This is a genomic window from Paenibacillus sp. PK3_47 (assembly GCF_023520895.1).
Taxonomy (GTDB): Bacteria; Bacillota; Bacilli; order Paenibacillales; family Paenibacillaceae; genus Paenibacillus_AQ.
Genome location: NZ_CP026029.1, coordinates 1,761,858 through 1,778,069, shown reverse-complemented (window position 1 = coordinate 1,778,069; position 16,212 = coordinate 1,761,858). Strand labels below are relative to the sequence as shown.

The 16,212-nt window shown below is 51.1% G+C and carries 12 protein-coding genes; 10 read left to right on the top strand and 2 right to left on the bottom strand.

All coding sequences use genetic code 11. The annotated features are described in order from the left end of the window. Positions 1 to 11: 11 nt before the first annotated feature. The 10 genes from C2I18_RS07975 to C2I18_RS07930 all read left to right on the top strand — a co-directional run bounded on the left by C2I18_RS07975 (position 12) and on the right by C2I18_RS07930 (position 12,844). A complete protein-coding gene (locus tag C2I18_RS07975; RefSeq protein ID WP_249900716.1) occupies positions 12 to 1,832 on the top strand; it encodes a sensor histidine kinase in 1,821 nt (606 codons plus the stop codon). Further along, a complete protein-coding gene (locus C2I18_RS07970) occupies positions 1,829 to 3,367 on the top strand; it encodes a response regulator transcription factor (protein ID WP_249900715.1) in 1,539 nt (512 codons plus the stop codon). Before C2I18_RS07975 ends, C2I18_RS07970 begins: the two co-directional genes overlap by 4 nt. 115 nt (positions 3,368 to 3,482) lie before the next feature. After that, positions 3,483 to 5,180, top strand: coding sequence for a type 2 periplasmic-binding domain-containing protein (locus C2I18_RS07965; protein WP_249900714.1), 1,698 nt, complete (start codon positions 3,483 to 3,485; stop codon positions 5,178 to 5,180). An 89-nt stretch (positions 5,181 to 5,269) separates the two neighbouring features. Further along, on the top strand, positions 5,270 to 6,247 hold the full coding sequence (locus tag C2I18_RS07960; protein WP_249900713.1) for an ABC transporter permease: 978 nt from the start codon (positions 5,270 to 5,272) through the stop codon (positions 6,245 to 6,247). Positions 6,248 to 6,249: 2 nt separating this feature from the next. After that, positions 6,250 to 7,209, top strand: a complete 960-nt coding sequence (locus C2I18_RS07955; protein WP_249902044.1) for a carbohydrate ABC transporter permease — start codon at positions 6,250 to 6,252, stop codon at positions 7,207 to 7,209. 42 nt (positions 7,210 to 7,251) lie between these two features. Next, positions 7,252 to 8,796, top strand: a complete 1,545-nt coding sequence (locus C2I18_RS07950; RefSeq protein WP_249900712.1) for a glycoside hydrolase family 43 protein — start codon at positions 7,252 to 7,254, stop codon at positions 8,794 to 8,796. A gap of 360 nt (positions 8,797 to 9,156) precedes the next feature. Continuing rightward, a complete protein-coding gene (locus tag C2I18_RS07945; protein WP_481857897.1) occupies positions 9,157 to 10,170 on the top strand; it encodes an endo-1,4-beta-xylanase in 1,014 nt (337 codons plus the stop codon). Between the two features lie 336 nt (positions 10,171 to 10,506). Continuing rightward, positions 10,507 to 11,268 carry a methionine ABC transporter ATP-binding protein gene (locus C2I18_RS07940; protein WP_249902042.1) on the top strand — a complete coding sequence of 254 codons (762 nt, stop codon included), beginning with the start codon at positions 10,507 to 10,509 and terminating at the stop codon, positions 11,266 to 11,268. Then, entirely contained in the window at positions 11,261 to 11,923 is a 663-nt protein-coding gene (locus C2I18_RS07935; RefSeq protein WP_249900711.1) for a methionine ABC transporter permease, read from the top strand. Before C2I18_RS07940 ends, C2I18_RS07935 begins: the two co-directional genes overlap by 8 nt. 69 nt (positions 11,924 to 11,992) lie before the next feature. Next, complete coding sequence (locus C2I18_RS07930) at positions 11,993 to 12,844, top strand: MetQ/NlpA family ABC transporter substrate-binding protein (RefSeq protein ID WP_249900710.1); 852 nt, start codon at positions 11,993 to 11,995, stop codon at positions 12,842 to 12,844. 114 nt (positions 12,845 to 12,958) lie between these two features. Here C2I18_RS07930 and C2I18_RS07925 read toward each other — a convergent pair whose 3' ends face one another. Both C2I18_RS07925 and C2I18_RS07920 read right to left on the bottom strand, forming a co-directional pair. Further along, a complete protein-coding gene (locus tag C2I18_RS07925) occupies positions 12,959 to 15,445 on the bottom strand; it encodes an ABC transporter permease (RefSeq protein ID WP_249900709.1) in 2,487 nt (828 codons plus the stop codon). A 38-nt stretch (positions 15,446 to 15,483) separates the two neighbouring features. Continuing rightward, positions 15,484 to 16,182, bottom strand: coding sequence for an ABC transporter ATP-binding protein (locus C2I18_RS07920; protein WP_249900708.1), 699 nt, complete (start codon positions 16,180 to 16,182; stop codon positions 15,484 to 15,486). Positions 16,183 to 16,212: the final 30 nt, after the last annotated feature.

Sequence of the window (16,212 nt, the reverse complement as noted above, 5' to 3'; positions counted from 1 at the left end):
GTGGGCACGAAATGGACAAAAGAAAATTCCGCTTCGGAAATATCGTAAATGACATTCCCCTGAACTATAAGTTTTTCCTCATTTACATCGTAGGTGTGCTGCTTCCCATCATGGTTATCAATCTTGTCTTTCTGGGCCGGATTACCGACCTGATCAAATCCAGAGAACAGCAGAACCTGGAGATTTCCCTGGAACGGGCAAGGAAGGACATTCATGATTATATCGAAGGTGGCGTTGCCGTCAGCTACACGCTGTCCGCAGACAAAAATCTGTATGAAATGCTGGACCGGCCTTACAAGGATTCCATTGAATTTTACAATACCTTTGATGAGCAGCTGCGTGACCGGATGAACAGCTATATCCCGGTGAACAACCAGATTGAACGGATCAGTGTCTTTACAGACAATCAGACTGTCGTTTCCGGAGGCAACTATCAGGTGATCAATCAGAAGGTCCGGGCCAGCGAATGGTATAAGCAGATGAGAGCTTCCAAAAACCAGATTGTTGTTAGCGCTTACCGGATGAGTGAAAATAACAATGCGGTCTCCACGACCCCCACCATGAGCATTATTGAGCAGATGGATAACTACAGCACAGAGAATAACTACGAGAAGCTGCTGCGGATTGATCTGGATCTCAGCAAGATTTATGACGTGATTGTCAGGGAAAAGGATTATCTGCGTCTGTATCTGGTCAATGAACAAAGCCAGATTGTCATGTCCGCGGACAGCGGCTATCAGCGGGTTACAGAAGAGCCTTATCCCCTGTTCGAGCATATCAATGACCGCGGGCCGGATGTACATATCAAGGCGGTAGGAACAGCCAATTACCTTAAAGGATGGCGGATTATCGGCATTACCCAGGGGGAGCGGATTACACAGGCCATCCTGGATATCCGGTTGTACGCGGCATTTATGGCCACTACCATTACGCTGCTCACCAGCGGTTTTATTTACATCATGCTAAGATCTTATAACTACCGGGTCAAACGGCTGTCGAGACATATGCAGAAGGTATCCAATGAGAAATTTGAGCTGATCGGCATCGACGAGGGCCGGGATGAAATTGGCGGACTGATCCGTAATTTCAACATGATGACCACAAGAATCAACTCGCTGATTAACGATGTGTACAAGCTGGAAATCCAGAGTAAAAACCTGGAGATGGAGCGGGTCAGGGCAGAGCTTAATTTTCTGCAGAGCCAGATGAACCCGCATTTTCTGTTCAACACCCTGAATGCCATCCTGGTCGTCTGTACCAAAAACAACTACTCCGATGTTACCGATATTATCAAAAGCTTGTCCAAGCTGCTGCGCCGGCTGCTCAGCTGGAAAGAGGATCTGGTGTCGCTGCAGGAGGAAATGACGTTTATCGAGATGTATCTCAAAATTGAAAAATTCCGGTTCAGGGACAAATTTGAATATGAGTTCGAGATTGATGAGCAGTCTCTGCAGTACAAAATCCCGAAGCTGAGCATGCAGCCGCTGGTCGAGAACTCCTGCAAGCATGGGCTGCAGAAGATCGGCGGGGTAGGCATTATCAAGGTGAAGACCGCCGTGGAGGATAACCGGCTGCAGATTACCGTCTCGGATAACGGGAAAGGCATCGAAGCAGAGCGACTGAAAGAGCTGCTGGCGGCTATCGCTGATGAGGATTCCCCGGGAACAAATATCGGGCTGCGCAATGTGTACCGCAGACTGGAGCTGAATTATGCGGATCAGGTCCGCTTTGAGATTAACAGTACCCCGGATGAGGGAACGGTGGTCACCTTTGGCATTCCCCTCAGGCTGCTTGAAAAGATAAATCCGCTGGAAGGCGAGGGTAAGCGATGACCTACACTGTACTTTTGATCGATGATGAGCCCAGTGCCCTGGAGGGGATGCTGATGTGGATTCCGTGGGAGGAGCTCGGGCTTGAGGTATGCGGAACCTGCGGCAACGGGCAGGAGGGCCTGCGGCAGATGCAGGCGCTGAGGCCCGATCTCGTCATTACAGATGTGAACATGCCGCTGATGAACGGGCTGGAGATGATCTCGGCCTGGCAGCAGGAGGGCGGAACAGGAATCAAATTTGCAATATTAAGCGGGTACAGCGAGTTTGAGTATGCCCAGACCGCGATCCGTTACGGGATCAGCCATTATCTGCTGAAACCGGTGTTCCCGGAAGAGGCGGCGGAGGAGCTGCGCGAACTGATCCGCGAACTGGAGCAGGAAAAACGCAGGGAACTCGTTAACAAGATCGCCTTCTCGGAAGAAGCCGCTGCCTGTATCAAAGGGCTGCTGCTTGAACGGGGGCAGCACATGGCGGAGACTGCGCTGCTGGACAGGCTGTCGGAAGGGATAAGCGCCTGGAATATTGCTTTAATCCAGTGTGCACCTGAGCTTGCCACAGAGATCAGGGCAAGGACGCTATCCCTGCTGGACGGAACAGCGGGAGCATACTTCATTGATCTTGAGGGCGCAAAATATGGCATCGTATACGGGGCTGGGCAATTATCCGCCGGCTGTGACGTAATGCCTGAGCTGCTCATCACTTTGCATCAGGAATACTCCAGCAGCCAATTGCATACGGCCACAGGGTTCTGGACTGAAGAGCTTATCAGGCTGGCTGACAGTTACCATGCGGCGAAGGAAGCCCTGCGGCATTATTTCTACAGACCGCAGCACTCCGGAGTGCTGGCTTATCAGGAGGTGAAGGCCACCCCTTTCAGCCGTGATTATGATCATCTCCGGATGATGGACGGCATTATGGGCGCTATTAACACCCTCGATCTGTCCGGGTTTATTCAGGCGGTCCGTAACACGGCCGACTCATTCCGGGAGGAACTTGTGGAACCTGAGGCGGTGAAGAAATTCGTAATACATATCATGTACAAAATGATGGAGCTGGTGCCTGAGAATGGAGGAGGGCAGCGTACCGCGCTGCAGGAGCAGTTCAAAATTCCCGAGATTCAGCAGCCCATGATAACACTGCCGGCACTAATGGGGCAGCTGTCAGCCTGCGGCGAGAGCGTGATTACCCTGCTCCGGGAGGAGCAGGATGAGCGCTCGCACGGTATTGTACGCGAGATCAACCGCTATATCGGGGAGCACTACCGGGAAAGCTTGAGTATTCAGAAGCTGGCGGAAGTTTTTTATCTGCATCCCGTCTATCTGGGCCAGCTGCTTATCAAGAAGAACGGAATGACCTTCAATGAACAGCTTCATAACCTGCGGATCAGGGAGGCGGCACTGCTGCTCCGTGAGAGCCAGCTCAAGCTGTCGGATATTGCAGAACGGGTGGGATATTCCAGTTACAGCCTGTTTCTGAAACATTTTGAGAAGAAAATGCAAATGGGACCGAATGAATACCGGAACGCAAAGTTCTAAACTTTTTGGGGATACACCTTTAGTTCAGTTCTATTTTCTGTTAAAAATCACCTCTATAATTTAGTTATGTAAGTGCTTACAAATTGAGCTTTCAAAAAAACATGGAGGTGCTTCAATGGGGGGCAAGTCGAAAACAGCGGTTAAGAGTTCCATGATTTTATTGTTATCCCTTAGCTTTGCACTGGCTGGATGCGGCGGTAACAACAATAACAATACTGCAGCAAACGATGAGGAGAGCCAGGGAGCGGCCGCAACTGCTGCGGCAAACACTGACGGCAAAATTGAACCGTTTAACGTAAGCGTCTTCATCGGCCAGGCGGGGCAGCAGCCAACGCCGGACAATAAGATTTACAAAAAAATAAAGGAAGAAACAGGCGCCAGCTTTGATATGGAGTTTCTGGCCGGAGACATTAACCAGAAGCTCGGGGTTATGATTGCCGGGCAGGATTATCCGGATTTGATGACCGGGAATACAAAGCTTACCGCAGCAGGGGCTTATATCCCGCTTGAGGACCTGATTGAAGAGCATGCTCCGAATCTGAAAGCCCATTATGAAGATTACTGGAACATGATGAAGGACCCGAATGACGGCCATATCTATATTTTGCCGAACTACGGTGTATACAACGGTAAAGTCAACAGCTCCTGGTATTCAGGGCCAGCCTTCTGGATTCAAAAGGCAGTCCTCAAAGAGTTCAACTACCCGCAGGTCAAGACACTGGATCAATACTTTGATCTGATCGAGAAATATAAAGCGAAGTATCCGGAAATCGACGGAAGCCCGACGATCGGGTTCGAAATTCTGAATTATGACTGGAAAAACTGGGGTCTGTTCAATGCGCCGCAGCATCTGATCGGTCATCCAAACGATGGCGGTGTAGTTGTAAAGGACGGCGTTGCTGAAATATTTGCAGATAAAGACTACGCCAAGCAGTACTACAAAAAGCTGAGCGAAATGAATGCTAAAGGTCTGATCGATAAAGAAACCTTTGTACAGAACTACGACCAGTATATGGCAAAGCTCTCCAGCGGCACGGTTCTCGGAATGTTCGACCAGCACTGGAACTTCAATGCTGCTGAAGACTCGCTGACTACCCAGGGCAAGATTGAACGTACCTATGTAGGTCTTCCGCTGGTATATGACGAGTCGACCAAAGACTACTACCGCGATCTTGCAGTTCTGAACCTTAACAATGGCTTCGGTATCAGTGTGAATGCCAAAGATCCGGTCAGAATTATCAAGCTGCTTGACACCCTGATTCAGGAAGACTGGCAGAAGACGTTCTCCTGGGGGATTGAAGGCGAAGATTACATCGTTGAGAACGGCAGATTCATGAGAACCCAGGAACAGCGCGACAATGCAGCGGATGCCACCTGGCAGCTGGCCAACAAGGCCAAAGCGATGTTTGACTTCCTCCCTAAAACAGAAGGAAGCTTCAGCGACGGCAACTCCACAGATGCCGCTGCACAGCCTGAAGAATACAAAGCGGGTCTGAAGCCTTTTGACAAGGAAGTGCTTGATGCTTACGGTTTTGACTCTTACGTGGATTTCTTCAGCGAACCGCCTGCCAACCCGGTCTACTACCCTGCATGGTCCATTGACCTTGTTGAAGGCTCGGATGCCAAAATAGCCAGTACCAAGCTGAATGAGCTGCAGACGAAGTTCCTGCCGAAAGCGATCCTTGCCGAACCGGCCGAATTCGATGCTGTATGGAATGAATATGTCGGACAGATCGGCAAAGCCAATGTGAAGGCTTATGAAGACAAGATCAATGAGCAGATCAAATGGAGAATTGATAACTGGAGCAAATAACGGGAGTTTCAGCTTCCGGATTAGAGAGTGGGGGGCCGGCAGGCCTTCCACTTCCTAAATTAAATTGATCGAGTGGGGAGACAACGAATATGGCTGAGACCCTAGAAATAGAAAACGTCGTCCGGCATCCGAAGAAGAACAAAAGGAAGAAAAAACAGCCGATTACCTGGTCTTTGATTAAAAGCCAGAATCAGCTTATTTGGATGTCTGTGCCTCTAATGCTCTATATTATTCTCTTTGCTTATGTACCGGTGTGGGGCTGGACCATGGCGTTCCAGAATTACCGTCCGGGCAAGTCCTTCAGCGAACAGGAATGGGTGGGCCTTAAACAGTTCAGGTTTTTGTTTACCGATGACAACTTCCTCCGGGTGCTGCGCAATACGCTGGCGATGGGGATCATCAACCTGATTCTCGGCTTTGTAACCGCGATTGTACTGGCACTGCTGCTTAACGAAATCAAGAAGGTATTCTGGAAAAGAACGGTGCAGACCATTTCTTATCTGCCCCACTTTCTGTCCTGGATTATCGTAACCGGTATTGTAGCGACCTCGCTGTCCATCAATGACGGTATTGTCAACATCGTATTAATGAAGCTGCATATTATTGACGAACCTATACTTTGGCTTAGTGAAGGCAAGTATTTCTGGGGCATAGTCGGCGCTTCACATGTGTGGAAGGAAGTCGGCTGGAATACAATTATTTATCTGGCAGCCATTGCTTCCATTGATCCGGCGCTCTATGAAGCTGCTGAAATTGACGGTGCAAACCGCTACAAAAAAATGTGGTATGTAACGTTGCCGGGTATTAAAGCAACGATTGTTATTCTGCTTATCATGTCTATAGGGCATGTGCTGGAAGCAGGCTTTGAAGTACAGTATCTGCTCGGCAACGGGCTGGTCGTGGACTGGTCGGAGACGATAGATATCTTTGTACTGAAATACGGGCTTGCCCAAGGCAACTATTCACTGGCAACAGCGGGCGGTATCTTCAAAACAGTAGTCAGTGTAACTTTGCTGCTGATGGCTAACTGGACTGCGAAGAAGCTCGGGGAAGAGAGGCTGTTATAATGATGGATAACCGGCAGATAAGCCCTCACAAAAGTGCAGGATTCACTACGAAAAAAAACTTAGGCACCGGCCGGATTGAACCGGTTCTGTTCACAACCTTCAATACGGTATTTATGATCTGCCTGGTGCTTGTGACCTTATATCCGTTTTTGAACACGATTGCCGTTTCATTCAATGCAGGGAATGATACCATCCGCGGCGGAATTTACCTGTGGCCCAGAGACTGGACACTGCAGAATTACAAGGCGATTTTTGCCTCGGGAACCATCTATGATGCTTTTTTGGTTTCAGTTGCACGGACAGTCATTTCTACAATTCTTAACATATTCCTGACAACGATGCTGGCTTATACCTTGAGCCGCAGGGAATATGTATTCCGCAAGCCGATTACAGTCATCTTTGTGCTGACGATGTACTTCAGCGCCGGTCTGATCCCCCAGTATTTCCTGATTAAAGATCTGAACCTGCTGAACAGCTTCTGGGTGTATATTTTTCCGTCCATGATCAGCGCCTTTAATATGATCGTTATCCGTACGTACATCGGCACCATTCCGGAAAGCCTGATGGAGTCGGCCAAGATCGACGGTGCCGGAGATTTCAAAATCTTTATGAGGGTGGTTTTTCCGTTATGCAAGCCGGTACTGGCCACCATTGCGCTGTTCGTTGCCGTAGGGGCGTGGAACTCCTGGTTTGATGCTTTTATCTATACCTCTTCCAGACAGCATCTGAGCACACTCCAGTATGAGCTGATGAAGCTGCTGTCCTCGACGATGAACTCCAACAGCAATCCTAACGTCGCAGCCGGCGTAGGGATGAACCAGGAATCGGCCAAGGCGATGGTAACACCGCTGTCAATCCGGGCAGCAATTACAGTCGTGGCATCTGTGCCGATCCTGCTGGTATATCCGTTCATGCAAAAGTACTTTGTCGTAGGCTTGAATGTCGGCAGTGTTAAAGAATAAGGCCGCTGCGGCGGTTACAGATTCAGGAAGGTTGGCTGCAGAATGGTGAACAAGGTACCGCTTCAATATACTAACCCGGTTCTTCCCGGCTTCTATCCCGATCCCAGCATTACCCGGGCAGGAGATGATTATTATCTGGTCTGCAGCTCCTTTGAATACTTCCCGGGGGTGCCGGTCTTTCACAGCCGGGATCTGATCCACTGGAAGCAGATCGGCCATGTGCTGGACCGGATCAGCCAGCTGGATATCCGCAGCTGCGGCAGCTCCGACGGGATTTATGCTCCGGCAATCCGGTATCATGCGGGAATCTTTTATATGATTACAACGGATGTACGCGGCAGGGGCAACTTCTATGTTACCGCTGCCGATCCGGCCGGCCCCTGGTCAGACCCGGTCGCCGTTCCTTATGGCGGCATTGATCCTTCCCTTATGTTCGATGATGACGGCAGGGTATATGTGACCGCACAGCAGGGAGCGGGTTATGATTCCCATATCATCCAGTATGAGATTGATGCCGCTACCGGAACGGCGCTGAGCGAACCTGTAGTCATCTGGACCGGCGACGGCGGACCTTGGCTGGAAGGACCGCATTTATACAAAATTAACGGACTCTATTATATTATGGCGGCTTCAGGCGGCACCGCGAAGGAGCACCGTGAAATTATCGGACGCAGTACTTCGCCGTACGGGCCGTTTGAGCAGCTGCCTGAGCCGATTCTGACACACAGGGGAATTGAGCATCCGATCCAGTATCTGGGCCATGCCGACCTCATAGAGGGTCCCGGCGGGAACTGGTGGGCTGTCTTTCTGGGCGTACGGCTAACGGACCAAGGGTACAGTGTGCTGGGAAGAGAAACCTTTCTGGCCCCGGTCAATTGGACAGAAGACGGCTGGCCGGTAATTGACAATAATGAAGGTGTTGTGGCGCTGCAGATGGAGGTTCCCGAGGGTTCGGACTGGTGGCCTATGCCGGTGAAGGAGGGCGGGAGCAGATTGGAATTCGATACGGGGGAGCTTCCGTTCGAATTGACCTTTCTGCGCAATCCGGCGGAGGGCAGCTGGTCGCTGGATGAACGTCCGGGCTGGCTGGCGCTCCGGGGGCAGCCCTGCGGTATAAACGGCATCGGCCAGACCGCCTTTATCGGCAGGAGGCAGCAGCATGTATGTGCGCAGTGGAGCACACTGCTGGAGTTCGTACCGGGGAGCGAAAGCGAACAGGCCGGACTCTGTGCGCGAATGAATGAGCGGGCGCATTATGAGATTTGCCTCGCTGTGCGGGACGGGCATAACGTTGTAGCAGCGTATTTGACGGTAAAGGGTGAAACCCAGCCCGTCGCAGAAGTACCGGTGAATGTGAATAAAGTATATCTGAAAATTAAGACAGACCCCGATAAATATTCCCTGCTCTATTCCCTGGACGGAGTGGAGTGGATTCTGTTGGCTGCAGGACCGGCGTATGCCTTGTCTCCCCAGGCAGTGGAAGGCAACGGCTTTACCGGAGTGGTTACCGGCATGTATGCCGCAGGCCAAGGCGCGGCTTCGCAGGCGGTGGCGTATTTTGACTGGCTGGAGTATAAGACGTTGTAGACTGAATTAAGCTCCTGCAAAAGTCAAAATCACCCGGTGTCAGCTTCTCTTGTAAGAATGCCCCAGACCTTAGTTGGATTTTCTCCACCTAATGCTGTCCTTTTTACCATCTATAAGACTTTAGTTGGAAATTGTCCAGCTATTCGGGCGGATAAAGGCCTTTATAGACTCGTTCAGTACATTTAAGTGGAGTTTTTCCAACAAGCATTGTAAAACCGGTGTTTTTCGGAGGATTAAATGGAGGAATTCCACTTAGCTGGTCCTTTACAGACTCCCTAGGACCATTTTCCATAACACGGCTAATCAACAGGCTGTGCAAGCACAACAAAATTTAACTCGAATGATACCTGGAGGTAAGCCATGAGGGGCATGAACAGCTTTACGGAGCCTGCACTGAAGGCGGTATTTGCTGAGGATTTTAAAATCGGAGCTGCGGTTAACCCGCGGACCATTATTACGCAGGAGTCTCTGCTTGCCTACCATTTCAACAGCATTACCGCCGAGAATGAGATGAAATTTGAAAGCCTGCATCCGGAAGAGGATGTGTACAGGTTTGGGCAGGCCGATGAGCTGGCCGCCTTTGCCCGGAAGCACAGTCTGGCCATGCGCGGGCATACTCTGGTGTGGCATAACCAGACGGGCAGCTGGCTGTTTGAGGAGAAGTCAGGCCGTCCTGCCGGCAAGGAGCTATTGCTTGCCAGGCTGAAATCTCATATTGATACGGTTGTAGGCCGCTACAAAGAGGACATTTATGCCTGGGATGTAGTGAATGAAGCCATTGCCGATGAAGGCAGCGAACTGCTGCGCCCGTCCAAATGGCTGGAAACCGCCGGTCCGGATTTCATTGCCAAAGCCTTTGAATTCGCCCATGAAGCCGATCCCAACGCACTGTTATTCTATAATGACTATAATGAATCTAATCCGCATAAACGGGACAAAATCTATACCCTGCTGAAATCGCTGCTCGATCAGGGCGTACCGGTCCATGGTGTCGGGCTGCAGGCGCACTGGAATTTATACGACCCGGCGCTGGATGATGTCCGTGCGGCGATTGAGAAATACGCCTCCCTGGGACTGCAGCTGCAGCTTACAGAGCTGGATATGTCGCTGTTCCGCTTTGACGACAGGCGGACAGATCTGAAGAGTCCTCCGGCGGACCTGCTGGAGCTGCAGGCAGAGCGGTATGAAGTGCTGTTCCGCCTGCTAAAAGAATACCGTGAGGTGATTTCATCCGTCACCTTCTGGGGAGCAGCGGATGATTATACGTGGCTGGATGATTTTCCTGTCCGCGGACGCAAAAACTGGCCGTTCCTGTTCGATGAGCAGCACGCTCCGAAACCGGCGTTCGCAAGGCTGGCAGGACGGAACGGCTGAAGAGAACAGAGCAGAGCTGATATTAGATACACATAATATAACCGAATGTGAGGCCCCGGCAGTTTTCCAGAAGCTGCCGGGGCCTTTCTGCGCGTCCGGATTGGTATAGTAAGTATAATTGGGCAGCTGCTGGAACATTCTAACACTATTGCGGAACCTGATCGTATGGTCTTCTACTCCATGCTGATATATCATTTTCATAAAAATGATGACACAGACTGTGAAATACCTTATTATTTAAAGAGATTTTTAGTGAAACAGTTTTTAAATATTTATAGTACAAGGTACGGGGGACAAAAAGCATCAGTAGAAGTGGTCTGGAGAGGGGGGCTTCACATTCTGTCTTTGAGTGCGGTAAGCAAGAGTTTCACGCTGAAGGAAGGCTTGTTTCATGCCGTTCAGCAGGTTTCACTTGAGGTAGAGGCAGGATCTGTTCACGGAATTATCGGGGCCAGCGGGGCAGGAAAATCGACGCTGCTGCGGCTGATTAATCTGCTGGAACGGCCTGATGAGGGCAAGGTTACAGTAGGCGGAAAAGTGCTGACTGAAATGCCGGAGAAGCTGCTAAGGGAAGAGCGGCAAAAGATAGGCATGATTTTTCAGCATTTTAATCTGGTCAGCAATGCAACCGTCAGCAAGAATGTCGCTATCCCGCTGGAGCTGGCCGGTGTGCCGCGCGGGGAACGGCAGAAGCGGGTGGATGAGGTGCTGCATTTTGTCGGTCTGGCTGACAAGGCGGAGCAGTATCCCGCCAGATTAAGCGGAGGACAGCGGCAGCGGGTAGCCATTGCCCGGGCGCTGGCGAACAGCCCGAGCCTTCTGCTGTGCGATGAACCGACTTCGGCGCTGGACCCGGTGACTACGGCAGAAATTCTCGGCGTGTTGAAGCATATCAACACAGCCCTTGGTGTGACCATTGTTGTTGTTACCCATGAGCTGGATGTGGTCCGCAGCATTTGCAGCCATGTATCCGTAATGGAGAACGGGCGGATTGCCGATTCCTTTGCCCGTGCGGATGGCGGGTTCACTCTCCCTGCAGGCCATTCCGGCTCCTACCGGGAGCAGATTACCGGCAAAGCGGGGAAAGCCGATGTTTGAGAGCATGCTGAAATATCATGAGGAAATGTGGCAGTCGATCGGAGAGACCTTTGTAATGGTGGGCTTTTCCGTGGGAGCAGCGGTGCTGCTGGGTCTGCCGCTGGGAACGCTGCTGTATTTTTTCCGTAAAGGGCAGCTTTATGAGAACAGGGGCTTGTCGCTCACGCTGAACAGTATCGTCAATGTGGTCCGTTCCTTTCCGTTCCTGCTGCTGGTGGTGGCACTGATTCCGTTTACCCGCATGGTCGTGGGAACAGCAATCGGGACGATGGCGGCTACCGTTCCGCTGTCCGTAGTCGCTATAGCCTATTACTCGCGGCTTGTGGAGCAGGCTTTGCTGGAGGTTCCCAAAGGCACCATTGAAGCTGCACGGTCCATGGGGGCTTCGAAGGCGGCCCTTATCTTCAAATTTCTGTATGTGGAGGCCCGGTCGGGGCTGGTGCTTGGACTCACGACTTCCACAGTCAGCTTCATTTCCTTCTCGACAGTCATGGGAGTCGTCGGCGGGGGCGGCGTAGGTGATTTTGCCATCCGTTACGGCTACCAGCGTTATGAGACGGAAGTGATGGTCTATGCCATTGTCGTAATGATTGTGCTGGTGCAGATCATTCAATTTGTCGGAAGCACGGCGGCAAGACTGCTGGATAAACGCTAGGTTACACCAGGCTGTACAGGACCGCAATTTACTGATAATACACACAAACACTGGGGGTTACATGGAACTATGAAAAAATCTTTGATAGCTGTATTAACGCTGCTCGTACTGATTGTCGCCGGTTGTGGAAACAGTAACACTAGCAACAATACCAGTAATCAAAATGCCGAAGCTCCGGCAGCTACGGAAAGCGCCGAGCCTGTAAAAATCAAAGTGGCCACCCTGATTCCGCCGATGACAGACATCCTTGATATTGTGAAGCCGCTGCTGCTTGAGGACGGAGTCGATATGGAGATTGTTGTACTGTCTGACAACGTGCAGCCGAACGAAGCGCTGGCGAACAAAGAAGTTGACGCGAACTTTTTCCAGCACGTGCCTTACATGCAGCAGTTCAATGAGAGCAAAGGCTCCAATCTGGTAGCTGTTCAACCGGTCTACGATGCCATTTACGGCGGTTACTCCAAGAAATACAAATCGGTTGAAGAGCTGCCGGAAGGCGCAACGCTGGTTATGGCCAACGATCCTTCGAACATCGGACGTTCCCTGCAAATGTTCGCGGATGCCGGACTGATTAAGCTCAAAGAAGGCGTAGGCATCACAGGCACACAAGGCGATATCACTGAAAATCCTAAAAACTTCAAGTTCGAGGAAGTTGATCTGCTGATGCTGGCCCGGATGCTGGATGACGGCGATCTGGTAGCCATGACACCGGCATATGCCAGCCCGCTCGGACTGACACCGAAGAAGGATGCGCTGATTACAGAACGCGAGGATTCCGAGTTCTCCATCACGCTGGTTGCCCGTGAGGACAATCAGGGTTCCGATGCGATCCAGAAGCTGGCTGCACGCATCAGCGGCCCGGAAGTGAAAAAGTTCCTGGAGGACAACTACGCGGAGATCGCACTGCCTGCTTTTGAATAATAAGTGAAGCTACTATAAAGGATAACAATAAGAGCAGCGGTTCCTCCGTTTAAGAGAGGGGCCGCTGCTCTATTTAGTATGGATGGGCCAGTCTTAACCCACGGATAACCTTAGCTATTCCGTCTGCCGCAGCCGTTCAATCAGCGTGTCTTTACGCAGCATCCGGTACGAGCTTAAGGTTACCGTGTACGCCATGACAGCCAGAACCGGAACGACCAGAATAAAGGGCAGCCAGCTCATCCGGAATACAGTAAAGGCCATGTTGCCCGTAATCGTTTTGGAGATGCTGTAGGTCAGAAATACGCCTATAGTTGAAGTAATTGCTGTCACCAGCAGGACATTGTACAGTCCTTCACAAACCAGCATCTTTTTGAGCTGGCGCCGGGTCATCCCGATGCTCTCCAGCAAGGCAAATTCATTTCTGCGGGTAATGACCCCGGTAATTACAGTATTGATATAGTTCAGAATGCCGATGAGGGCAATAACGAAGCTGAGGCCGTAGCCCACGGTCTGAAAAATGCGGATAAAGCTGCCAAGCTCCTGCCTGTAATCCTCCCTGGATTTGTAGACCAGCTCATCTGTGGATGCGGCAAGGGATTTGGCGATCTGCTGAACACTGTCCAGCTTGGCAGGATCAATATGCAGCGTTGATGACAGCCCCATAGGCGGAGTACTCCCATCCGGCAGCGTTCCGGTCAATTCAGCGGATGGCAGGAAGGCATTATATCCGTAGAGGGTGTACATCTGAGTAGTAGCGGCATAAAGTGCGTCATAGTTCAGAACGGCCATAACCTCATAGCTTTTACCGAGACCTTTGTATTCGATCATGTCACCGGGATGATAGTGGGAGGTATATTCATCTGCCGTAATAATGGACTCTGTAATAAGCACATAGTTTCCCGAAGCAAACTTCTGTTTGTCGAAGCTGCCTTCTATGATATCCTTCTGCACCAGATCATACCAGCCGGCGTCTATACCGTATAAATTAAGCTGAACATAATCCTTTTCCAGATAGTAAGTCAAAGCCGATTCAGGCTGCGCAGTTTCAGCTAGGGGGTCCAGCGTAGCGTGTATTCTTTCATCCATCGTGTAATTTTCAATTTTAAAATAGACATTGTCCACACTGTTTACTCCATCTATCCGGCCCAAGCTGCTTGTGAACGCCTCCGACAGTTTGTAGGGGTCACCAGGCTGCTCGCCTGCGGCCTGCACAACTGCTCTATTGCGGATGACCACATCCCCGGATATAAAGCTGTTAAGGTATTTATTCACATCCAGAGAGTGGATGACGGTAAAGATAATACTGAACAGGATCATGCTTAGAGAAAGCGAGGCCAGCATAAGGCTGAGCTTTGTTTTGTTGCGGAAAAGATTGGCGAAGGCCATGTTAGCGGGCTTTCCCCCGCGTCTGGAACGCTTGTTTTTCCTCCGGCCTGCACTTACACCTGCGAACCGGGCCGCTTCCACCGGAGCAATCCGCGCGGCCATCCGGCCCGGCTTGCTTGCGGCAATCCATACCGTCAGGTAGGAGAACACAGCAGCCCCGGCAAAAATCCACGGACTGGCAGAAAAAGTGGCCTCCAAGGGTTCGCTGGAAAAAGTATTCAGCAGCGGTGTCAGCAGCACGCCGATTCCATACCCGGAAGCCAGGCCGAACGGCAGCCCGATTATATAGAGCAGCTGGGCCTGGGTAAGAATGAGTCTTTTGAGCTGCCGTGGAGTAGTCCCCACTGCCTTCAGCATTCCATACAGCTTCACATCCCGTACAACGGATATGTAGAAAATATTATAAATCAGCAAATAGCCGCTGAACATGATGATGAGAACCACTGCAGCATAAGGTACAAGATTAATGAGATTGTCCGAAAGGGAAGAAGCCGTGTATGCCCAATTGACACCGGTGGGTACATCAAGGCCCGTGTCAGCGAGCACCTTATTCAGCTTCTGTTCGATATCAATAGCATTGCTGAACATCACACTGAGCTCAGAGGTGTTCACATAGGAGCCGCTGTCCTTGGATTTTAGCGGATCAATCCCGGACAGGTTCTTCTGCACCCAAGCCTCTGACACAAAAGCCAGTCCGGCTATCGACAAATTTTTGTCCGCCTCATAATAGCCTGAGACCTTGAACTCCTGCCGGAGGACATGCTCCCCGGTATCAACGTCTAGCTGCACCTGCTGTCCGGGCGCATGCGGGATACCGAGCTTGTCCAGTGCCCAGGTGCTTAATACAACCTCATTCTCTGCGGCTGGCAGCCCGCCTTCTATAAAAGTAATAAAGCCGTGCCTGGCATAAGCCTCGTCAATCCGTTTTACCTCAACCGGACTGTCCCGGAACACCCTATTCCGCAGGTTCCCGGCACTAAGTGAAACTCCGTATTCCCGGATGGAGGGATGTTCCTTCAGGGTGTCTGCCTGTGACAGCGTCAGATATTTGAAGCCTCCGTGAAAATCGGTACCTACGGTTTTCATCTGGGCCAGCTCCATCGATTTGTTGATGCTTAAGGCCATCGTAAAAATCGAGGTGATCAGCATTGTCGTCAGCATGACTGCACAGACCACGGCGAGACTGCGCATCGGGCTGGCTCTGAGGCTTTTCATGGACAGGCGGGTTATGATCCTGCGGTTATTGGTCGGCATCATAGATCAGCACCGGCGGATACGGCGTTTCCGGATACGATGCGTCCGTCTTCAATTCTGATAATCCGGTCAGCCGTCTGAGCGATAGATTCATTATGGGTAATCATCACAATCGTCTGATTGAACTTCCCGCTCAGCTGCTTCAGCAGAATCAGAACCTCCTGGCTGGTTTTGCTGTCCAGATTTCCGGTGGGCTCGTCTGCCAGAATAATGGACGGTTTGGTGGCAAGCGCCCTGGCGATGGCTACACGCTGCTGCTGTCCGCCGGATAGGTTGGAGGGAAGATTATGGATTTTCTCCTGCAGTCCAAGCGCGCGGATGACTTCATTAAGATATTCCTGATCAATCTTGCCGCCGTCCAGCTCAACCGGAAGCAGAATATTGTCCAGCACATTCAGAATCGGCACCAGATTATAGCTCTGAAAAATAAAACCGACCGACCGGCGCCTGAAGATCGTCAGCTTCTCGTCACTCATGGCAAAAATATCGTTCCCGTCCACCCAAACCTGGCCCTCCGTAGGCCTGTCGAGCCCTCCGAGCATATGCAAGAGAGTGCTTTTTCCGCTGCCGCTGGTGCCGACTATGGCCACAAACTCTCCTTTTTCTACTGACAGCGATACATCATCCAGTGCTTTTACCCTGGTCTGCGGGTCTTTTCCGTAATATTTCTTGAGGTGCTCCATTTTTAAAATAGGCATAGGCCATCCCCTCCGTAATCCTGTAATCTT